This window comes from Streptomyces sp. CC208A (assembly GCF_030010625.1).
In the GTDB taxonomy this organism is placed as follows: domain Bacteria; phylum Actinomycetota; class Actinomycetes; order Streptomycetales; family Streptomycetaceae; genus Streptomyces.
Genome location: NZ_JASCXN010000005.1, coordinates 156759 through 177860, shown reverse-complemented (window position 1 = coordinate 177860; position 21102 = coordinate 156759). Strand labels below are relative to the sequence as shown.

20 protein-coding genes and 1 pseudogene are annotated in these 21102 nt (G+C 70.8%); 16 read left to right on the top strand and 5 right to left on the bottom strand.

All coding sequences use genetic code 11. The features are described from left to right. The first annotated feature begins 48 nt into the window (after positions 1-48). The 11 genes from QK442_RS08600 (at position 49) to QK442_RS08550 (ending at position 10030) form a co-directional block, all read left to right on the top strand. Entirely contained in the window at positions 49-1356 is a 1308-nt protein-coding gene (locus tag QK442_RS08600) for an MraY family glycosyltransferase (protein WP_282693272.1), read from the top strand. Positions 1357-1616: 260 nt separating this feature from the next. Next, positions 1617-2030: a hypothetical protein gene (locus tag QK442_RS08595; RefSeq protein WP_282693271.1), complete on the top strand. Its 414-nt coding sequence runs from the start codon at positions 1617-1619 to the stop codon at positions 2028-2030. Positions 2031-2255: 225 nt separating this feature from the next. Continuing rightward, positions 2256-3065: a F0F1 ATP synthase subunit A gene (gene atpB / locus QK442_RS08590; RefSeq protein ID WP_282693270.1), complete on the top strand. Its 810-nt coding sequence runs from the start codon at positions 2256-2258 to the stop codon at positions 3063-3065. Between the two features lie 91 nt (positions 3066-3156). Then, on the top strand, positions 3157-3387 hold the full coding sequence (gene atpE / locus QK442_RS08585) for an ATP synthase F0 subunit C (RefSeq protein WP_006346597.1): 231 nt from the start codon (positions 3157-3159) through the stop codon (positions 3385-3387). Between the two features lie 44 nt (positions 3388-3431). After that, a complete protein-coding gene (locus QK442_RS08580) occupies positions 3432-3977 on the top strand; it encodes a F0F1 ATP synthase subunit B (RefSeq protein ID WP_282693269.1) in 546 nt (181 codons plus the stop codon). Next, entirely contained in the window at positions 3974-4789 is an 816-nt protein-coding gene (locus QK442_RS08575; RefSeq protein ID WP_282693268.1) for a F0F1 ATP synthase subunit delta, read from the top strand. Before QK442_RS08580 ends, QK442_RS08575 begins: the two co-directional genes overlap by 4 nt. A gap of 134 nt (positions 4790-4923) precedes the next feature. Beyond that, positions 4924-6519: a F0F1 ATP synthase subunit alpha gene (gene atpA, locus QK442_RS08570; RefSeq protein ID WP_282693267.1), complete on the top strand. Its 1596-nt coding sequence runs from the start codon at positions 4924-4926 to the stop codon at positions 6517-6519. Positions 6520-6539: 20 nt separating this feature from the next. Beyond that, positions 6540-7457 (top strand): F0F1 ATP synthase subunit gamma, encoded by a 918-nt coding sequence (locus QK442_RS08565; RefSeq protein ID WP_282693266.1) that lies wholly within the window; start codon positions 6540-6542, stop codon positions 7455-7457. Then, positions 7457-8896, top strand: a complete 1440-nt coding sequence (gene atpD / locus QK442_RS08560) for a F0F1 ATP synthase subunit beta (protein ID WP_282693265.1) — start codon at positions 7457-7459, stop codon at positions 8894-8896. Before QK442_RS08565 ends, atpD begins: the two co-directional genes overlap by 1 nt. 165 nt (positions 8897-9061) lie before the next feature. Then, the gene (locus QK442_RS08555) at positions 9062-9436 is read left to right on the top strand and encodes a F0F1 ATP synthase subunit epsilon (protein WP_282693264.1); all 375 of its coding nucleotides are present in this window, start codon (positions 9062-9064) and stop codon (positions 9434-9436) included. Positions 9437-9583: 147 nt separating this feature from the next. After that, complete coding sequence (locus QK442_RS08550; protein WP_150233122.1) at positions 9584-10030, top strand: DUF2550 domain-containing protein; 447 nt, start codon at positions 9584-9586, stop codon at positions 10028-10030. A 63-nt stretch (positions 10031-10093) separates the two neighbouring features. Here the strand turns inward: QK442_RS08550 and QK442_RS08545 are convergent, their stop codons facing one another. From QK442_RS08545 to QK442_RS08535, 3 genes are all read right to left on the bottom strand, one after another. Next, positions 10094-11854 (bottom strand): glycoside hydrolase family 18 chitinase, encoded by a 1761-nt coding sequence (locus tag QK442_RS08545; protein ID WP_282693384.1) that lies wholly within the window; start codon positions 11852-11854, stop codon positions 10094-10096. A 208-nt stretch (positions 11855-12062) separates the two neighbouring features. Next, the gene (locus QK442_RS08540) at positions 12063-12728 is read right to left on the bottom strand and encodes a response regulator transcription factor (RefSeq protein WP_282693263.1); all 666 of its coding nucleotides are present in this window, start codon (positions 12726-12728) and stop codon (positions 12063-12065) included. After that, positions 12725-13936, bottom strand: coding sequence for a histidine kinase (locus tag QK442_RS08535; RefSeq protein ID WP_282693262.1), 1212 nt, complete (start codon positions 13934-13936; stop codon positions 12725-12727). The genes QK442_RS08540 and QK442_RS08535 overlap by 4 nt, the downstream gene beginning before the upstream one ends. 162 nt (positions 13937-14098) lie before the next feature. Between QK442_RS08535 and QK442_RS08530 the strand changes: the two are divergent. After that, positions 14099-14623 (top strand): annotated as a pseudogene (locus tag QK442_RS08530) (hypothetical protein); the annotation flags it as partial. 177 nt (positions 14624-14800) lie between these two features. Here the strand turns inward: QK442_RS08530 and QK442_RS08525 are convergent. Beyond that, entirely contained in the window at positions 14801-15373 is a 573-nt protein-coding gene (locus QK442_RS08525) for a cob(I)yrinic acid a,c-diamide adenosyltransferase (RefSeq protein ID WP_282693261.1), read from the bottom strand. A gap of 159 nt (positions 15374-15532) precedes the next feature. Here QK442_RS08525 and QK442_RS08520 point away from each other — a divergent pair, with 159 nt between their 5' ends. The 3 genes from QK442_RS08520 to QK442_RS08510 all read left to right on the top strand — a co-directional run bounded on the left by QK442_RS08520 (position 15533) and on the right by QK442_RS08510 (position 19727). After that, a complete protein-coding gene (locus tag QK442_RS08520; RefSeq protein WP_282693383.1) occupies positions 15533-16381 on the top strand; it encodes a 3-hydroxyacyl-CoA dehydrogenase family protein in 849 nt (282 codons plus the stop codon). A 139-nt stretch (positions 16382-16520) separates the two neighbouring features. Then, positions 16521-16844 (top strand): STAS domain-containing protein, encoded by a 324-nt coding sequence (locus tag QK442_RS08515; protein WP_188269246.1) that lies wholly within the window; start codon positions 16521-16523, stop codon positions 16842-16844. 219 nt (positions 16845-17063) lie between these two features. Beyond that, positions 17064-19727, top strand: a complete 2664-nt coding sequence (locus QK442_RS08510) for an ATP-binding protein (protein ID WP_282693260.1) — start codon at positions 17064-17066, stop codon at positions 19725-19727. A gap of 80 nt (positions 19728-19807) precedes the next feature. Here QK442_RS08510 and nucS read toward each other — a convergent pair whose 3' ends face one another. Next, the gene (gene nucS / locus QK442_RS08505; protein WP_282693259.1) at positions 19808-20479 is read right to left on the bottom strand and encodes an endonuclease NucS; all 672 of its coding nucleotides are present in this window, start codon (positions 20477-20479) and stop codon (positions 19808-19810) included. A 227-nt stretch (positions 20480-20706) separates the two neighbouring features. Here nucS and QK442_RS08500 point away from each other — a divergent pair, with 227 nt between their 5' ends. Continuing rightward, on the top strand, positions 20707-21099 hold the full coding sequence (locus tag QK442_RS08500) for an SCO5389 family protein (protein ID WP_282693258.1): 393 nt from the start codon (positions 20707-20709) through the stop codon (positions 21097-21099). Positions 21100-21102 lie beyond the last annotated feature (3 nt).

The following is a 21102-nucleotide window of genomic DNA, read 5'->3' as shown; positions in this document are numbered from 1 at the left end:
GCTAGGGTGTGGGGCTGAGATGGCCAGCGATTCCTGTGGGGACAGCCCGTGCGTGATTACCTGCTGACGCTCTGTGTCACGGCCGCGGTGACCTATCTGCTGACCGGTCCGGTGCGGAAGTTCGCCATCGCGACCGGCGCGATGCCGGAGATCCGCGCGCGCGACGTGCACCGAGAACCGACTCCGCGGCTCGGTGGCATCGCCATGTTCTTCGGGCTGTGCGCGGGCCTGCTCGTCGCCGACCACCTGCGGAATCTCGGCAACGTTTACGACCAGTCGAACGAGCCCCGCGCGCTGCTCTCCGGCGCCGCCCTGATCTGGCTGATCGGCGTCCTGGACGACAAGTTCGAGCTGGACGCGCTGATCAAGCTGGGCGCTCAGATGATCTCGGCCGGCGTGATGGTGGCGCAGGGGCTGACGATCCTGTGGCTGCCGATCCCGGGTGTCGGCGTGGTGGCTCTCACCCAGTGGCAAGGGACGTTGCTGACTGTCGCCCTGGTCGTTTTGACGATCAACGCGGTGAACTTCGTGGACGGCCTGGACGGCCTTGCCGCAGGCATGGTCTGCGTCGCCGCCAGCGCCTTCTTCCTGTACGCGTACAGAATCTGGTACGGGTACGGGATCGAGGCTGCCGCGCCCGCCACGCTCTTCGCGGCGGTTCTCATCGGCATGTGTCTGGGTTTCTTGCCGCATAACATTCATCCCGCGCGGATCTTCATGGGTGACTCGGGATCCATGCTGATCGGACTGGTGCTGGCCGCGTCCGCGATTTCGATCACGGGCCAGGTCGACCCGGACCGTCTGGGACTCTTCGAGGGCTCGACCCGTCAGGCGACCCACGCGGCGCTGCCGGTCTTCATCCCGCTGATCCTGCCGCTGACCATCATCGCGATCCCGATGACCGACCTGGTCCTGGCGATCGTGCGGCGCACCTGGAAGGGCCAGTCGCCCTTCGCCGCCGACCGCGGCCACCTGCACCACCGGCTCCTGGAGATCGGCCACTCGCACAGCCGGGCCGTGCTGATCATGTACTTCTGGTCGGCGCTGATCGCCTTCGGGACGCTCGCGTACTCGGTCCACTCGGCCTCGATGTGGATCGTCCTGGCCGTCACCGTGCTGAGCGCCCTCGGTCTGGTGCTGCTCCTGCTGCCGCGCTTCTCGCCGCGGGCGCCCCGTTGGGCCGAGGGCGTCGTCCCGCCGCGCTACCGGCGCAAGAGGGTGCTCCCCGAGCCGGAGCCGGAGCACGAGGCGGCCGGGGAGGAGCGGATGCCGGTGCCGGCGGGGCTGCACGGCTCGACGGCCATCGGTCATCGTTCGCGCTTCTCCGACCGGAGGAAGGCCGGAACGCCCAGTTGACGAAAGCCTCAGCGGGGCCCAATACCAGACAAGGTGCCCGGCTGTCGCGCACAACCGCGCGTCGTCACCCTCATGTGTGAGAGTTGGCACACCTTAGGGTAAAGACCTATTCAAATAGTTTGTGATACCGTTCACGAGACCCGGCGCCAGTGCCGAAAGACCGTAGTGCGACGGTCTGTTGGCCCCGAGACCCACCTCGGACCGGGCTTACGCTCGTCCCTGACGACACCATCGCCCCTCCAGCAAGCGGAGACACCGCCATGCCTTCCAACGACGCACGCCTCCTTCTCTCGGCCGTCGTACCCACTGCCGCCGTCGGCGTCATCGCCACGGTGATCAGCGGCATCGTCGCCGGCGGGAAGGGGGCCATCGGCGCCGTCCTCGGCACGCTGGTCGTGATCCTCTTCATGGGCATCGGGATGCTGGTGCTCCAGCGGACGGCAAAGAACCACCCGCAGCTGTTCCAGGCCATGGGGCTCATGCTCTACACGGCCCAGCTGCTGGTCCTCTTCGTTTTCCTGGCCTTGCTGAAGAACACCACGGTGTTCGACTTCAAGGCCTTCGCCTTCACGCTGCTCGCGGCGACCGTGGTGTGGGTCGCGGCCCAGGCCCGTGCCTACATGAAGGCCAAGATCGCGTACGTCGAGCCCGAGAAACCGGGCCCGAAGTCGTGAAGGGTAGGGCCGGGATAAAGGCGCGTTCGGCTTCCTGCTATCGTCCGGTGCCAACTGCGGCACTGCGGGCGCGGGCATCCGAAGCGGCGCCTGTCCCAGCGCGAGGCTCGATGCCGAACCGCCGCCCCCTTATCCGTAAGACCAGTCCAGTGCCGACCCGCGGCTGCGTGCCGCGCCGACACAACGAGGTTGCCGTACCTATGCGCCACGCTGAAGGAGCCCGCGGTGAGTGCTGACCAGACGCTTGCCTTCGACCCGGATTGCCACATCTTCACCGGATGCGGCTTCCCGGCTCCGGGCCTGCACACGTTCATCTACGAGCCGATCGCCACGTGGGGCAGCTTCGAGCTGACCAAGCCCATGCTGCTCGCGATCCTGAGCTCCGTCGTGGTGGTCGGTTTCTTCTGGGCGGCCTTCCGCAAGCCGAAGCTGGTCCCCGGCAAGATGCAGATGGTCGGCGAGGCCGGCTACGACTTCGTGCGCCGCGGCATCGTCTACGAGATCATCGGCAAGAAGGACGGCGAGAAGTACGTCCCCTTCATGGTCTCGATGTTCTTCCTCGTCTGGATGATGAACCTCTGGTCGATCATCCCGCTCGCCCAGTTCCCGGTCACCTCGCTGATCGCCTTCCCGGCGGCCATGGCGCTGATCGTCTACGTCGTCTGGGTCTCGCTGACGTTCAAGAAGCACGGCTTCGTCGGCGGCTGGAAGAACATCGTCGGCTACGACAAGTCGCTCGGCCCGATCCTCCCGCTGGTCGTCGTCCTCGAGTTCTTCTCGAACCTGATCATCCGGCCCTTCACGCACGCGGTCCGACTGTTCGCGAACATGTTCGCCGGTCACCTGCTCATCGTGATGTTCTCGCTGGCCTCCTGGTACCTGCTCAACGGCCTCGGAATCATCTACGCCGGCACGTCCTTCGTGATGGTCATCGTGATGACCGCCTTCGAGCTCTTCATCCAGGCCGTCCAGGCGTACGTCTTCGTCCTCCTGGCCTGCAGCTACGTCCAGGGCGCGCTCTCCGAGCACCACTGAGCCCCCTGCCACGGACCAGCTCCACCACCCCACCCCGCAGTCTCCGGTGGCCAACCCCCACCGGGTCCTTGAAAGAGAAGGAAGAACCGGCATGTCCGCTCTCCAGACCCTTGCTGCTGTCGAAGGCAACGTCGCCGCCATCGGTTACGGCCTCGCCGCGATCGGCCCCGGCGTCGGCGTCGGCATCATCTTCGGTAACGGCACCCAGGCCCTCGCCCGCCAGCCCGAGGCGGCCGGCCTGATCCGCACCAACCAGATCATGGGTTTCGCCTTCTGTGAGGCGCTCGCCCTCATCGGCATCGTCATGGGCTTCGTCTACTAAGCCTGCCCCTCGACGACAGCCACATTTTCACGGAAGGCACTGATGTGAACGCTCTGCTTCTTGCGGCCGAGGGGGAGCCCCAGCCCCCCCTCCTCCCGCATCTTGACGAGCTCGTCATCGGCCTGATCGCCTTCGTCATCGTCTTCGGCTTCCTCGCCAAGAAGCTCCTCCCGAACATCAACAAGGTTCTGGTCGAGCGCCGCGAGGCCATCGAGGGCGGCATCGAGAAGGCCGAGTCGGCCCAGATCGAGGCTCAGAGTGTGCTGGAGCAGTACAAGGCACAGCTTGCCGAGGCCCGCCACGAGGCCGCGCGTCTCCGCCAGGAGGCGACGGAGCAGGGCACCGCGATCATCCAGGAGATGAAGGCGGAGGGCCAGCGCCAGCGCGAGGAGATCATCGCCGCCGGCCACGCGCAGATCGAGGCCGACCGCAAGGCCGCGTCCGCCTCGCTCCGCCAGGACGTCGGCAAGCTCGCCACCGACCTGGCCGGCAAGCTGGTCGGCGAGTCCCTTGAGGACGCCGCCCGCCAGAGCCGCACGATCGACCGCTTCCTCGAAGAGCTCGAGGAGAAGGCGGAGGCCGTCCGATGAACGGAGCGAGCCGTGAGGCACTGGCCGCCGCCCGCGAGTCCCTCGACGCGCTGACCGACAACACCCCGGTCGACGCGGCGAAGCTGGCGGACGAGCTGGCCTCGGTCACCGCACTGCTTGACCGCGAGGTGTCGCTGCGCCGGGTCCTGACCGACCCCGCGCAGGCGGGTGAGGCCAAGGCCGAACTCGCGCAGCGACTCCTGACCGGCCAGGTGGGCGGCGAGACCGTCGACCTCGTGTCCGGCATGGTCCGTTCCCGCTGGTCGCGCTCGCGCGACCTGGTCGACTCGGTCGAGGAGCTGGCGAACACCGCCGACCTCACCGCGGCCCAGAAGGCGGGAACGCTCGACGACGTCGAGGACGAGCTGTTCCGGTTCGGCCGGATCGTGTCCTCCAGCACCGAGCTCCGCTCGGCGCTGACGGACAAGACCGCGAAGGCCACCGCCAAGGGCGAGCTGCTCCGCAGCCTGCTCGGCGGCAAGGCCCACACCACCACCGAGCGCCTGGTCGTCCGTCTGGTGACCCAGCCCCGGGGACGTAGCCTGGAAGCGGGACTCGAGTCCCTGTCCAAGCTCGCCGCGGCGCGCCGGGACCGCATGGTCGCCGTCGTCACCTCGGCGGTGCCGCTGACCGACCAGCAGAAGCAGCGCCTCGGCGCCGTACTCGCGAAGCTGTACGGCCGCCCGATGCACCTGAACCTGGACGTGGACCCCACGGTCCTCGGCGGGATCTCGGTGCGGGTCGGCGACGAGGTCATCAACGGCACGGTCGCCGAGCGCCTCGACGAGGCGAAGCGGCGCCTGGCCGGCTGACGGCAGCAGCCACCAACTCAATACGCATCACAGCGGCCCGGTTGGGCCGTGCAGAGATTGCAGAAGATTCCTGGGGGTCGGCCCCCAGACCCCTTAAGAAACTTCGGGCCCAACAAGGAGAGCAGGGAACCCAGATGGCGGAGCTCACGATCCGGCCGGAGGAGATCCGGGACGCGCTGGAGACCTTTGTCCAGTCGTACCAGCCGGACGCGGCCTCGCGCGAGGAGGTCGGCACGGTCAGCCTGGCCGGCGACGGCATCGCGAAGGTCGAGGGTCTTCCCTCGGCCATGGCGAACGAGCTGCTGAAGTTCGAGGACGGCACCCTCGGTCTCGCGCTGAACCTCGAAGAGCGCGAGATCGGTGCGATCGTCCTCGGCGAGTTCAGCGGCATCGAGGAGGGTCAGTCGGTGCAGCGCACCGGCGAGGTCCTCTCTGTCGGCGTCGGCGAGGGCTACCTGGGTCGCGTCGTCGACCCGCTCGGTAACCCGATCGACGGTCTCGGCGAGATCGCGACCGAGGGCCGCCGCGCCCTCGAGCTGCAGGCCCCGGGCGTCATGGCCCGTAAGTCGGTCCACGAGCCGATGGAGACCGGCTACAAGGCCGTCGACGCCATGACCCCGGTCGGCCGCGGTCAGCGCCAGCTGATCATCGGCGACCGCCAGACCGGCAAGACCGCCCTGGCCGTCGACACGATCATCAACCAGCGCGACAACTGGCGCTCGGGCGACGTGAACAAGCAGGTCCGCTGCATCTACGTCGCCGTGGGCCAGAAGGGCTCCACCATCGCCGCCGTCCGCGGCGCCCTGGAGGAGGCCGGCGCGCTCGAGTACACGACGATCGTCGCCGCCCCGGCGTCCGACCCGGCCGGCTTCAAGTACCTCGCCCCGTACACCGGCTCGGCCATCGGCCAGCACTGGATGTACCAGGGCAAGCACGTCCTCATCGTCTTCGACGACCTGTCGAAGCAGGCCGACGCCTACCGCGCCGTGTCGCTGCTGCTGCGCCGCCCGCCGGGCCGCGAGGCCTACCCGGGTGACGTCTTCTACCTGCACTCCCGTCTCCTCGAGCGCTGCGCCAAGCTCTCGGACGAGCTGGGTGCCGGTTCGATGACCGGTCTGCCGATCGTCGAGACCAAGGCCAACGACGTCTCGGCGTTCATCCCGACCAACGTCATCTCCATCACCGACGGCCAGTGCTTCCTGGAGTCCGACCTGTTCAACGCCGGTCAGCGCCCGGCTCTGAACGTCGGTATCTCGGTCTCCCGTGTCGGTGGCTCCGCCCAGCACCCGGCCATGAAGCAGATCGCCGGTCGCCTCCGCGTGGACCTCGCCCAGTTCCGTGAGCTGGAGGCCTTCGCGGCCTTCGGTTCCGACCTGGACGCGGCCTCGAAGGCGCAGCTGGAGCGCGGTCAGCGGATGGTCGAGCTGCTCAAGCAGCCGCAGTACCAGCCGATGCCCACGGAGAACCAGGTCGTCTCGATCTGGGCCGGCACCACCGGCAAGATGGACGACGTCCCGGTCGCCGACATCCGTCGCTTCGAGGCCGAGCTCCTGGCGTACCTCCGCCAGAACCACTCCGGTCTCATGACCTCCATCCGTGAGGGCAAGAAGATGTCGGACGACACCCTGACGGCCGTCGCCGACGCCATCGCGGAGTTCAAGAAGCAGTTCGAGACCTCTGACGGCAAGCTGCTCGGCGAGGACGCCTCCGCCGTCAACGTCTCGAAGTGACGACGGAAGGGACCTGACTCATGGGAGCGCAGCTCCGGGTCTACAAGCGTCGCATCAAATCCGTCACCGCGACGAAGAAGATCACCAAGGCGATGGAGATGATCGCCGCCTCGCGCGTGGTCAAGGCTCAGCGCAAGGTGCAGTCGTCGACCCCGTACGCCACCGAGCTCACCCGCGCGGTGACCGCGGTGGCCACGGGTGCCAGCGACAAGCACCCGCTGACCACCGAGGCCGAGAACCCGACCCGTGCCGCGGTTCTGCTCCTGTCGAGCGACCGCGGTCTGGCCGGCGCCTTCAACTCCAACGTCATCAAGGCGGCGGAGCAGCTCATCGCGAAGCTGGAGGGCGAGGGCAAGACGGTCGACATCTACGTCGTCGGCCGCCGCGGCATCGCGCACTTCAACTTCCGTGAGCGCAAGCTGGCCGACACGTGGGCCGGTTTCACGGACGAGCCGACGTACGCGGACGCCAAGAAGATCGGCGAGCCGCTGATCGAGGCGATCGAGAAGGACACGGCCGAGGGTGGTGTGGACGAGCTCCACATCGTCTACACCGAGTTCGTCTCGATGATGACGCAGACGGCGGTCGAGGCCCGGCTGCTGCCCCTCAGCCTCGACGAGGTGGCGAAGGAGGCGGGCGAGCAGGACACGCTCCGTCCGCTGTACGACTTCGAGCCGTCGGCGGAGGACGTCCTGGACGCCCTTCTGCCGCGCTACGTCGAGAGCCGCATCTACAACGCGCTGCTCCAGTCGTCGGCGTCGAAGCACGCCGCGACGCGGCGCGCGATGAAGTCGGCGACCGACAACGCGGGCGAGCTGATCACCAGCCTCACCCGACTTGCCAACGCGGCCCGCCAGGCCGAAATCACCCAGGAAATCAGCGAGATCGTCGGTGGCTCCGCAGCCCTGGCCGACGCGACCGCGGGGAGTGACAAGTAATGACGACCTCTGTTGAGACCGCCGCTGCCACGGGCCGCGTCGCCCGGGTCATCGGCCCGGTCGTCGACGTGGAGTTCCCCGTCGACGCGATGCCGGAGATCTACAACGCGCTGAACGTCGAGGTTCCGGACTCGACCGGCGAGGGCACCAAGACGCTGACCCTCGAGGTCGCGCAGCACCTCGGTGACGGCATGGTCCGCACCATCTCGATGCAGCCCACCGACGGTCTGGTCCGCCAGGCCCCCGTGGTCGACACCGGCGACGGCATCACGGTGCCCGTCGGCGACGTCACCAAGGGCCGCGTGTTCAACACGCTGGGTCAGATCCTGAACGAGCCCGAGGCGGAGTCGGAGGTCAGCGAGCGCTGGTCCATCCACCGCAAGGCCCCGGCGTTCGACCAGCTCGAGTCGAAGACCGAGATGTTCGAGACCGGCCTCAAGGTCGTCGACCTTCTCACCCCGTACGTCAAGGGTGGAAAGATCGGTCTGTTCGGTGGAGCCGGTGTCGGCAAGACCGTTCTGATCCAGGAAATGATCATGCGTGTGGCCAAGCTGCACGAGGGTGTTTCCGTGTTCGCCGGTGTCGGTGAGCGTACGCGTGAGGGCAACGACCTCATCGCGGAGATGGAGGACTCGGGCGTTCTCGACAAGACCGCCCTCGTCTTCGGCCAGATGGACGAGCCCCCGGGCACCCGTCTCCGTGTGGCCCTCGCCGGTCTGACCATGGCGGAGTACTTCCGCGATGTGCAGAAGCAGGACGTGCTGTTCTTCATCGACAACATCTTCCGCTTCACCCAGGCCGGTTCCGAGGTGTCGACCCTGCTCGGCCGTATGCCCTCCGCGGTGGGTTACCAGCCGAACCTGGCCGACGAGATGGGTCTCCTCCAGGAGCGCATCACCTCGACCCGTGGTCACTCGATCACCTCGATGCAGGCGATCTACGTCCCCGCCGACGACCTCACCGACCCGGCGCCGGCGACCACCTTCGCCCACCTCGACGCGACGACGGTTCTCTCCCGTCCGATCTCCGAGAAGGGCATCTACCCGGCCGTGGACCCGCTGGACTCCACGTCCCGGATCCTGGACCCGCGCTACATCGCGCAGGACCACTACGACGCCGCCATGCGCGTCAAGGGCATCCTGCAGAAGTACAAGGACCTCCAGGACATCATCGCGATCCTCGGTATCGACGAGCTCAGCGAGGAGGACAAGCTCGTCGTGCACCGTGCGCGTCGTGTCGAGCGCTTCCTGTCGCAGAACACCCACGCCGCCAAGCAGTTCACCGGTGTGGACGGTTCGGACGTCCCGCTCGACGAGTCGATCGCCGCGTTCAACGCGATCTGCGACGGTGAGTTCGACCACTTCCCGGAGCAGGCCTTCTTCATGTGTGGTGGTCTCGAGGACCTCAAGAAGAACGCCAAGGAGCTCGGCGTCTCCTGAGCCCCGTGCTCGCCCGAGGGGGCGGGAACCCTTCCCGCCCCCTCTCCACGCCCCCGGCCGCATCCCCCGGGGGCGCGGGCTCCGGCACTCCGGTGCCGGACGCCCGACTAGACTTTGACCCAACACCCGGCAGCACCGCCGGGTGGTGACCCGAGGAGCCCACTCTTGGCTGCTGAGCTGCACGTCGAGCTGGTCGCCGCGGACCGGAGTGTCTGGTCCGGCGAGGCCACCCTGGTCATCGCGCGTACCACCTCCGGCGACATCGGCGTCATGCCCGGTCACCAGCCGCTGCTCGGTGTGCTGGAGTCGGGCCCGGTGACCATCCGTACGAGCGAGGGCGCCACCGTCGTGGCCGCCGTGCACGGCGGTTTCATCTCCTTCGCGGACGACAAGCTGTCGCTCCTCGCGGAGATCGCCGAGCTGTCGGACGAGATCGACACCCAGCGCGCCGAGCGCGCCCTTGAGCGTGCGAAGGCCGACGAGGACGCCGCCGCCGAGCGGCGCGCCGAGGTCCGGCTGCGCGCGGTAGCGGTCCGCTAGCGGACCCGCACCGGAGAAGTAGTGCCCTCAGCCGCGGCACGGCTGGAATGTTCCAGACCGTGCCGCGGCTGAGGCGATGCAGATGCAGGTGGTATTCGGTTCGGCCGGCGGCGCCGGTCACGGGAAGCGGCGAGGAGGTCGGTGAAGATGTTCCTCGCGCTGCTCGTGTGCGGCCTGGTCGTCGCACTGGTGGTGATCGGGCTCTTCGTCTTCGGCTTGCGCCGCAGGCTGATCCAGCGGGCCGGCGGCACCTTCGACTGCTCCCTGCGCTGGGACGTCCCGGAGGAGCCGGACCTGTCCGGCAAGGGCTGGGTGTACGGCGTGGCCCGGTACAGCGGCGACGAGATCGCCTGGTTCCGGGTCTTCTCGTACGCGCCCCGGCCGCGCCGCTTCCTGGAGCGCTCGGCGATCGTGGCCCTTGAGCGCCGGATGCCGGAAGGCGAGGAGGAGCTGGCGCTGCTCTCCGACTCGGTGATCCAGCCCTGCATGTACAACGGCGTCCGCCTTGAGCTCGCGATGAGCGAGGACGCCAGGACCGGCTTCATGGCCTGGCTGGAGGCGGCGCCGCCCGGCCAGAGGGTGAATGTGGCCTAGTACGTACGGAAGCGGGGGACGGTGTGCTGCACCGTCCCCCGCTTCGTCGTACCGCTGTGGCTTCTAGCTCAGGCCGCCGTTGATCGCGGAGACCAGCTCGCCGTTGGCGGTGTCACCGCTGAACTCCCAGAAGAAGGCTCCGCCGAGGCCCTGGTTCTTGGCCCAGCCCATCTTGGAGGTGACGGTGGCGGGGGTGTCGTAGCTCCACCAGTTGGTGCCGCAGTGGGCGTAGGCGGTGCCGGCGACGGTGCCGTTGGCCGGGCAGGAGTTCTTGAGGACCTTGTAGTCCTCGATGCCCTGCTCGTACGTGCCGGCGGCCGGGCCGGTGGCGGTGCCGCCGGGGGCGGACTGGGTGACGCCGGTCCAGCCGCGGCCGTAGAAGCCGATGCCGAGCAGCAGCTTCTTGGCCGGGACGCCCTTGGCCTTGAACTTGGCGATCGCCTCGGCGGAGTTGAAGCCCGCCTGCGGGATGCCGGCGTACGAGGTCAGCGGGGAGTGCGGGGCGGTCGGGCCCTTGGCCTCCCAGGCGCCGAAGAAGTCGTACGTCATCACGTTGAACCAGTCCATGTACTGCGCGGCGCCCGCGTAGTCCGCGGCGTCGATCTTGCCGCCGGAGGAGGCGTCCGCCGTGACGGCCGCGGTGACGAGGTTGTTCGGGCCGAACTTGGCGCGCATGGCCTGCATCATGTTCTTGAAGGACGCGGCGCCGCTGGTGTCACAGGTGAGACCGCAGGCGTTCGGGTACTCCCAGTCCAGGTCGATGCCGTCGAAGACGTCGGCCCAGCGCGGGTCCTCGACCAGGTCGTAGCAGGACTGCGCGAACGCGGTCGGGTTCTGGACGGCCTGGCCGAAGCCGCCGGACCAGGTCCAGCCGCCGAAGGACCACAGGACCTTGATGTGCGGGTACGCCTTCTTCAGCTTGCGCAGCTGGTTGAAGTTGCCGCGCAGCGGCTGGTCCCAGGTGTCGGCGACGCCGTCGACGGACTGGGCGGCGGTGTAGGCCTTGTCGTAGTCGGCGTAGGCGTCACCGATGGTGCACTTGCCGCCCTGGACGTTGCCGAAGGCGTAGTTGATGTGGGTGATCTTGGACGCGGAGCCCGAGGTCACCAGGTTCTTCACGTGGTAGTTGCGCCCGTAGACGCCCCAGTTGGTGAAGTAGCCCAGCTTGACGGCGTTCGGCGGCGGCGGGGGGTTGTCGCCGCCGGTGGTGCGCACCGGGGTCGGGCCCGCGGCGGGGCCGGTCTGGTCGGCGGTGTCGCGGGCCACGACGGTGTAGCTGTAGTCGGTGCCGGCGGTGAGGCCGGTGTCCGTGTAGGTCAGTCCGGTGGTGGTGGTGACCTTGGTGCCGCCGCGCAGGACGTCGTAGTTCTTGACGCCCTTGTCGTCGGTGGCGGCGCCCCAGGTGAGCTTCACCGAGGTGTTGGTGATGTCCGAGGCGACCGGGGTGCCGGGGGCCGAGGGCGGGTTGTCGCCGGGCTGCTGGGTGCCGTCGCAGGAGGCGCCGTTGATCTTGCAGCCGCTGGGGGCGCCGGGGCCGGTGCCGTTGTAGCCGAAGGAGACGGAGGCACCGGGGGCGAGGGTGCCGTTCCAGCCGACGTTCTTGGCGGTCCAGTGGTCGCCGCTGTTGGTGACGGTGGCGTCCCACGCGGAGGTGACCCGGGTGCCGGAGGGGTAGTCCCACTCCAGGGTCCAGGAGGTGAGGGTGGTGGTGCCGGTGTTCTTCACCGTCCACTTGCCCTCGAAGCCGGTGCCCCAGTCCTGGGTCTTGGTGTAGGTGGCGGTCGCCGAGGTGGCGGCTTCGGCGGGGGAGGCGAGACCGACCATGGCGGCGAGCGGGAGGGCCAGGGCGGTGAGGGCGGCGGCGGCCCGTGCTCTGAGGCCTCTTCGGCGCGTCGGTGCTTGAGTGCTCAACGGTGCTCCTCAAGTTGCGGACGTTCGGGGTGGGGGTGGTCCGGAAGAGTTGCGCGCGCCCCGCGAGCGTAGGAAGGTCTGGACCAATCGTCAAGAGGTCCAGACCAACGTAGGTTCCGTTTTATCGGACCCCCAACTCCCGTGCCAGGACCGCCGCTTGGGCCCGACTGCGGAGTCCGAGCTTGCCCAGCACCTTGCTGACGTGGGTCTTCACCGTCGCCTCCGCCATGTCGAGCCGTACCGCGGTCTCCGCGTTCGACAGGCCCGCCGCAAGGGCCGCGAGCACCTCCCGCTCCCGGGGCGTCAGCGCGTCGAGCACCGCGGGGTCCCCGCGTACCTCCGAAGGCGTAGGGGAGGCCGGGGCGGACGGGGCGGCGAACTCGGCGATCAGCCGCCGGGTCACCGCCGGCGCGATCAGCCCCTCGCCCCGCGCCACCGTCCGCACCGCCTCGATCAGCTCCCGCGCCTCCGCGTTCTTCAGCAGGAACCCCGCCGCCCCCGCACGCAGCGCCCCGAAGACGTACTCGTCCAGATCGAAGGTGGTCAGGACGAGGACGTCCGCCAGGCCCTCCGCCACCACCCGCCGGGTCGCCGACACCCCGTCGAGCCGGGGCATCTGCACGTCCATGAGCACCAGGTCCGGCCGCAGCTCCCGGGCCAGTTCCACCGCCCGCTCCCCGTCCCCGGCCTCCCCGACCACCTCGATGTCCGGCGCGCTGCCCAGGATCAGCACGAGCCCGGCCCGTACCGCGGCCTGGTCCTCGGCCACCACCACCCGCACCGTCATACCCGCTCCTCCTCGCTCGCTCCCACGGGCAGCACCGCGCGCACCCGCCACACCTTCCCGCCCCCGTCCGCCGCCACCGGACCGGCCTCCAGCTCCCCGCCCAGCAGCGCCACCCGCTCCCGCATGCCCACGAGGCCCGCCCCCGAACCCGGCGCGCGCGGCCCCGGCCGCTCCCCGTACGGGCTCGTCACCGTCACCGTCAGCGCCCCGTCGCCGCGCGCAAGCGCCACCCGCACCTCACCGGGCGCCGCGTGCTTCAGCGCGTTCGTCAGCGACTCCTGCGCGATCCTGTACGCGGCCAGCTCCACCGGCGCCGGAAGCCCCGGCCCGTCCCGGCGGGCGTCGTCCAGGGCGAAGCGGAGCCCGCTCGCCGCGCCGTTCGCCTCCGCCTGCGCCACCAGCGCGTCGAGCCCCGCCAGGGTCGCCGTCGCGGCCGGCTCGCCCGCCGCCCCGCTGTCCCGGAGCAGCCCGATCAGCCGTCGCATCTCCGCGAGCCCGGCCACGCTGTTCTCCCGGATCACGGTGAGCGCCTGCCGGGTGGTGGCGGGCTCGTCGAGGGAGAGCGCGGCCGTCGAGTGGATCGCGATCGCGGAGAGGTGGTTGGCCACCATGTCGTGCAGCTCCCGCGCCATCCGCGCCCGCTCCGCCGTCACCGCCTGCACCCGGTCCATCTCCGCGAGCAGCGCGGTCTGCTCGGCGCGCAGCCGGGCGGACTCCGCCGCGTCCCGGTGGTTGCGCACGATCGAGCCGGTGACGGCCGGCAGGAAGGAGACGATGCCGGTGAGCGCGCCGACGAGCAGCGCGATCGCGTTCTGCCACCAGACCAGGAAGCCCACCGTGACGCCGACCGTGACCAGGGCGGTGGTGTACGGGACGCGGCGCGCCTGGGCCGGGGTGCCGTAGACCACGGAGGCGTAGACGACGTCGGTGAACATCAGCACGGTGGCCAGGTTCCCGTGGGTGAACTGGTCGCCGACGATCGTCACGGTGCCCACCACGAGCGCGGTGTGCGGCGCCACCCGGCGGAGCGTCTCCGCCGCCGCCATCACCGCCAGCGGGATCAGCGGGGCCCACTTCTGCCCGAGGAGCGCGCTGTTCGACGTGTAAAGCCCGTACGACCACAGCAGCAGGCCGCCGGCGAGCCCGGCGAGGGCGATGAACAGATCGACGCGGTGCGGGCGGGGGAACGTCGGGCGGGGGAGTGTCACGTGCTCATCCAACACGCCCGCCGGGGCACGGACCTCGGCGTCCGGGCCGATCCGCGCCCGCCGGCGCCTCCGTCGAAGGATGTAGGCGCGTTTCCTCACCGGCGACGACGAACCGGCGCCGCCCGTACGGGACGCTGAGAGGACAGCGAAAGGGGAAACGCCGTGATCGTCACGCTGATCGTCGTCTGCGAGGTGGGCTTCTGGGTCCTGCTGGCCGCCGGCCTCACCGCCCGCTACCTGCTGCGGATGCCCCGGCTCGGCGCCGCGCTGCTGCTGTGCGAGCCGCTCCTGGAGGTGCTGCTCCTCGTCGTCGCCGCGATCGACCTCAAGAACGGCGCCGAGCCCAGCTGGCGGCACGGCCTCGCCGCCGTCTACATCGGCTACACCGTCGGCCACGGTCACCGCACCGTGAAGTGGCTCGACGGCCACGCCGCCCACCGCCTCGGCGACGCCCCGCCGCCCCCGAAGCCGCCCCGCTACGGCATGGCCCGCGCCCGCCACGAGGGCGCGATCTGGCTCGGCTCGGTGGTCGCCGGTGCCGTCGCCTCCGCCCTCCTCCTCGCCGCCTCCTGGTACGTCGGCGACTCCGGGGACACCGAAGGGCTCCGCGCCACGATCGGCGCCGTCTGGCGGGCGGTCGGCATCCACGGCCTGATCGCGCTCAGCTACGCGATCTGGCCGAAGAAGGAGTCGGAGGACAAGGCGGGGAAGGCGCCGGAAGGCACGTCCGCCGGGACCTCAGCGGTCGCCGCCCGGCGCCCAGAGCACGTCCCCGACCTCGCGGTTGGCCACCCGCGCAAGGATGCCGCATCTCCCGGGGGACCACCCCCGGACCCCCGGCAAGGGCCTGCTCGGGGCCAGACCTCAGCGGTCGCCGCCCGGCACCCAGAGCACGTCCCCGACCTCGCGGTTGGCCACCCGCGCAAGGATGAAGAGCAGGTCTGACAGCCGGTTGAGGTACGTGGCGGTGAGCGGGTTCATGGTCTCGCCGTGCACCTCCATGGCCGCCCACGTCGAGCGCTCGGCCCGCCGGACCACCGTGCACGCCTGGTGCAGCAGCGCCGCGCCGGGCGTGCCGCCGGGCAGGATGAAGGAGCGCAGCTTCTCCAGCTGCTCCAGGAAGCGGTCGCAGTCCGCCTCCAGCTTGTCCACGTACGTCTGTTCCACCCGCAGCGGCGGGTACTCCGGGTTCTCCACGACCGGGGTGGCGAGGTCGGCGCCCACGTCGAAGAGGTCGTTCTGCACGCGGACGAGGACCTTCACGACCTCCTCGTCCAGCTGCCCGAGCGCGATGGCCGTGCCGATGACGGCGTTGGCCTCGTTGGCGTCCGCGTAGGCCGCGATCCGGAGGTCGGTCTTGGCGGTGCGGCTCATGTCGCCGAGGGCGGTGGTGCCCTTGTCGCCGGTGCGGGTGTAGATGCGCGTCAGATTGACCATGACCCCAGACTAGTGACGCCCCCGCCCGTCGCGCCTGTCGCGCGTGTGACGTCCGTCAAAGAGAGCGTGACGCGCATTACTTCGCGGTCACATGACGGCCCGCGACCGCTAATCTCCGCCGGAGAGCCAGAAGTGAACAGGTGTTGAGGGGTGGAATTCGTGGCTGGGAAGCTCGCCGTCATCGGGGCCGGACTCATGGGATCCGGCATCGCGCAGGTCTCCGCGCAGGCCGGCTGGGACGTCGTCCTCCGGGACGTCACCGACGCCGCCCTGACCCGGGGGACCGACGGCATCCGGTCCTCGTACGAGAAGTTCGTCGCGAAGGGCAGGCTGGACGCCGCCGAGGCGGAGGCCGCCCTCGGCCGCATCACCGCCACCACCGACCTCGACGCGGTCGCCGACGCCGACATCGTCGTCGAGGCCGTCTTCGAGAAGATCGAGGTCAAGCACGAGATCTTCCGCTCCCTCGACAAGATCGCCAAGGACGGCGCGGTCCTCGCCTCCAACACCTCCGCCCTCCCGATCACCAAGATCGCCGCGGTGACGGAGCGCCCCGAGGCCGTCGTCGGCGTCCACTTCTTCTCGCCGGTCCCGATGATGCAGCTCGTCGAGCTCGTCCGCGGCCACAAGACCAGCGACGAGACCCTCGCCGCCGCACGCTCCTTCGCCGAGTCCGTCGGCAAGACCTGCATCGTCGTCAACCGCGACGTCGCCGGCTTCGTCACCACCCGCCTGATCTCCGCCCTCGTCGTCGAGGCCGCCAAGCTGTACGAGTCGGGCGTCGCCACCGCCGAGGACATCGACCTCGCCTGCAAGCTGGGCTTCGGCCACGCCATGGGCCCGCTGGCCACCGCCGACCTCACCGGCGTCGACATCCTCGTCAACGCCACCGGCAACATCTACACCGAGACCCAGGACGAGAAGTTCGCGCCGCCGGAGCTGATGCGCCGGATGGTGGACGCGGGTGACATCGGCCGCAAGAGCGGGCAGGGCTTCTACACGTACTGAGCTCGGGCCGCCAGATCACCTCACTCCATGGAGTGAATTCAGGTATCGGTTCGACGACAAGGCGCAACGTATCTGCCGAGGCAGCAGTCAGTTGTTCAGTCAGCTGTTGCGAAGACGGAGCATTTCCCGGGGAGCGACTATGCACATCAGGGGCGACCATGCCGAGCTGGTCGTCGGGGGCCGCCTCGACGTCCGGAGCGCGGCGGACGCCCGTACGGTCCTGCACTCGGCCGTCGACGACGGAGTCGGCGACCTGGTGCTCGACCTGACCGGACTCGACTCCTGGGACGCGACCGGCCTCGGCGTCATCATGGGCGCCCACCGACGGGCCGGCCGCTGCGGCCGCCGGCTCGTCCTGCGCGGGGTGCCGCCGCAGATGCAGCGGCTCCTCGTCGCCACCCGTCTCCACCGGATCCTCGCCATCGAGGGCGGGCTCGCGCTGGAGTCCCTGCCCCGCGTCTGAACGGCCGGTCGCGGTACGGGTCCCGGGCCCCGCGGTCTGTGAAGCCCCTGTGCGAACCAGGCGTCACGCTCAATCCTCACAAGACCGTGACGTCTTGGTCTCCACGGCACCCCGACTGTTCCCGGGCGCCCCGCCACCGTCTAGGGTTCGGTCGGCCCGCACCCCACGACACCTCTCCGCCCGGCGGGCTCCGCACCACCGCTCTTGGGGGCTTTGACCATGGACCCGATACACCGGGGGCCGGACGAGTCCGGTCACGAGACCGCGGCCGAGGACGCCCGCCCCGCACAGCCCGCCGCCCTGCCCGACCGCGCCGCCCCGGCACCCGCCCGCGCCCGCGTCACCCGGATCGTCTCCGGCGAGCTGCTGCTCACCGTCAACCCCGTCGACGGCAGCGAGATCGAGGCCTGCCCGCCCGGCGAGGAGCCCCCCGCCGCCCGCCGCCGCACCCCCGAGGAGCGCGCCGAGGCCGCCCGCGCCGCCACGCCCCCGCCGCCCGGCCCCGCCGCCCCCGAGCTGCCCCTCCTGGAGCGCGACGCACAGCGCGCCCGGCTCACCGAGACCCTCACCCGCGGCCGCTCCGCCCGCCTCACGGGCCCCGACGGCTCCGGCCGCACCGCCCTCCTCGACGCCGTCGCCGCCGACTGCGCCTCCCTCGCCCCCGACGGCGTCGTCCGCCTCTCCGGCCACCACCGCACCACCGGCGAACTCCTCCACGAGCTCCGCGCCGCCGTCCTGCACGCCCCCCGCCACCGGCCCGGCCCCGACGGCCTGCGCGCCGACCTCGCCTCCATCGGGGCCGTCGTCGTCATCGACGACCTGGAGTTCGGCGGCGCCGCCCTCGACGAACTCCTCGCCGCCGCCCCCGAGTGCGCCTTCCTGCTCGCCGCCGCCCCCGGCGTCCCCGCCCCCTCCGCCGAGGCCCGGATCGAGGAGGTCGAACTCCCCGGCCTCGGCCGCGCCACCTCCCTCGCCCTCCTGGAGGCCGCCGTCGGCCGCCCCCTCACCGAGGAGGAGGCCAACTGGGCCGGCGACCTCTGGTTCGAGTCCGAGGGCCTGCCGCTCCGCTTCGTCCAGGCCGGCGCCCTGCTCCGGCAGCGCGACCGGCTGCGCGTCACCCCCGCCGAGTTCGACGCCTTCGGCGCCCTGGAGGAGGCGTTCGGCCCGTCCGGTACGGGACCGGAGAAGGCCCCCGCCGACGCCGCACCCGCCCTCGACCCGCACGAGGACCCCGACGTCGAGCTCCGCGACGTGCCGCTGCCCAGCCTCGGCGAGGGCGCCGCACCCGCCGCGCTGCTCGCCTCCCGGCTCAGCCGCGCCGCCCAGACCACCCTCCGCTTCGCCGTCGCCCTCGGCGGCGAGGTCCCGCACCACGCCCACCTCCCGGCGCTCGTCGGCGACACCCACGCCGACGCCGCCCTCGGCGAACTCCGCGCCTGCGGCCTCCTCAGCCCCGTCGGCCCCCGGTACCGGCTCGCGAGCGGCGTCCTCACCCAGCTCCTCGCCCGCGGCTACGGCCTCGACGCCGCCGAGCGCCTCCACACCGCCGCCCGGCACTACGCCTGGTGGGCCGGCCACCCCTCGGTCGGCCCCGAGCGGGCCGCCGCCGAGTCCGACGCCCTCCTCGCCGCCCTCGGCGCCCTCGTCAGCGGCGAGACCGGTACGCAGGCCGATGAGAGTGCCGAGACCGGGGCCGAGCACCGGGCCGCCGCCGCCCTCGCCAGGGCCGCCGCCCCCGCCTTCGCCGCCGGCCTCCACTGGGGCGCCTGGGAGCGCGCCCTGCGCGCCGGCCAGGAGGCCGCCCGGCTCGCCGGGGACGTCGCCGAGGAGGCGTACTTCCACCACGAGCTCGGCGTCCTCGCCATCTGCGGCGGCAACCTCGCCCGCGCCCGCGCCGAACTGGAGGCCTCCATCGGCCTGCGCGGCGTCCTCGCCGACAAGCGGGGCACCGTCGCCGGGCGCCGGGCCCTCGCCCTCGTCGCCGACCTCACCCGCGCGCAGGAGCCCGCCCCGGCACCGGCGCCGGTCCGCGCCGACTCCCCGCCCCGCGGCGTGCCCGCCGTCCGCGCCGCCGCCCCCGCGCCGCGGACCCCCGCCGAGCCGCCGACCGAGCCGCTGCCGCCGACCCCCGCCGCACCGCGCGCCTTCCCGCCCTTCCAGGACCTCGCCGACGAGGGCCCCACGCTCGTCGCCGCCCCGGCGGACCCCTCGCGCAAGAGCCTCGCGGCGGGCATCCTCACCGGCGCCCGGCGCAACCTCGCGGCCGTCGGCGCCGGCGTGCTCCTCGTCGCCGTCCTCGGCACCGTCGTCACCCTCGGCGCCACATCCGGCACCGACGACACGCCCACCTCCGGCACCGTCTCCACCGACAGCACCACCGACCAGGGCGGCGACGACGTCCCCGGCACCGACGACGACTCCCCGGACGAGGGCGGGGACGACGCCGGCGACCCGACCGCGACCGGTACGCCCACCACCTCCGGCTCGCCCACCCCCACCCCCTCCGGCGCGACCCCGACGGAGACCTCCGCGGACCCCACGGCGACCGGCACGCCCAGCAGCGAGACCCCCGGCGAGCCGGACCCGTCCACGACGAGCGCGCCGGGACCGACGGGCGCGCCGACGACGACGCAGGGGAGCCCGACGCCGACCCGGTCGTCGACGAGGACGACGTCACCGGCCCCGACGACGACCTCACCGACCCCGACGGAATCGCCCACGACCCCGTCGACCTCACCCACGACGGAACCGACGACCACCCCGTCCACGACTCCGCCGACCAGCGACCCGGCCGACCCGCCCACCGAGGACACCCCCGGCACCAGCGCCTCTTCCACCCTCGACGGCGCCCCCACCGACTCCGACACCCCCGTGGTGACCTGAGACCGGCCGGGAGACCGGAAAGGGGGCGGCCCCGGACGCTCAGCGCGTCCGGGGCCGTCCCCTTCGTCGTACCGCCCGTCTCAGAAGAGCCGCAGCTTGTCGTCCTCGATGCCGCGCAGGGCGTCGTAGTCGAGCACCACGCAGTCGATCCCGCGGTCCGTCGCGAGGACCCGCGCCTGCGGCTTGATCTCCTGCGCCGCGAAGATGCCCTTCACCGGGGCGAGATGGGGATCGCGGTTGAGCAGCTCCAGGTAGCGGGTGAGCTGCTCGACGCCGTCGATCTCGCCGCGCCGCTTGATCTCGACCGCGACCGTGGCGCCGTCCGCGTCCCGGCAGAGGATGTCGACCGGGCCGATCGCCGTCGGGTACTCGCGGCGGACCAGCGTCCAGCCCTCGCCCAGCGTCTCGATCCGGTCGGCCAGCAGCTCCTGGAGGTGGGCCTCGACGCCGTCCTTGATGAGGCCCGGGTCCACGCCCAGTTCGTGGGACGAGTCGTGGAGGATCTCCTCCATCGTGATGATCAGTTTCTCGCCCGCTTTGTTGATCACGGTCCAGGTGCCGGTCTCCCCGTTGACGCCCTCCTTCAGGGTGCACGGCGGCGACATCCAGTTGAGCGGTTTGTACGCCCGGTCGTCCGCGTGGATGGAGACGCTGCCGTCTGCCTTGATCAGGATCAGACGGGGCGCGGAGGGCAGGTGGGCCGTGAGCCGGCCCGCGTAGTCCACGGAGCAACGGGCAATGACGAGACGCATGGTCGCCAACGCTACAAGAGGAGCGCCCTTCTACGCGATTCGGGCATGAGTGTGAGCCGAACACCCGTCGGTTATCGGCCTGTTGTGTGCCCAATCGCCTGGTGCGGGCAGGACCGCGCGCTTACCGTGGGAGCTGGAGGTCGTCGTCCGGGCACGCAGCGTGGCGTACGTCGGTCTTCGGCCCTGCCCGCACAGACCCCGTCCGCGGGGTCGCGAGAGGAGAACCCATGTCGCTCGACGTCTCACCGGCACTGTTGGAGCAGGCCGAGCGAGGCGAGGTCGACGAAGCCGCCTTCGTCGACTGCGTCCGGACTTCCCTGCCCTTCGCGTGGGAGATGATCAGTTCTCTGGTGGCCCAGCTGGAGGTCGAGGGCGGAGAGTTCGCCGACAACCAGACGCCGCCGCCGAACGAGCAGGCCCGTGGTCAGCTGCTGCGCGCGATGGCGAGCGACGCGATCCGCGGCGCGCTCCAGCGCCACTTCGGAGTGCGTCTGGCCTTCCAGAACTGCCACCGGGTGGCGGTCTTCCCGCTGGACCCGGCGGTGGACGAGCGCCTCGCCCGCTTCACCTCGATACGGGGACAGCTGCTCAACCAGTCGCCGGAACTCCGCGACTGCTGAGGG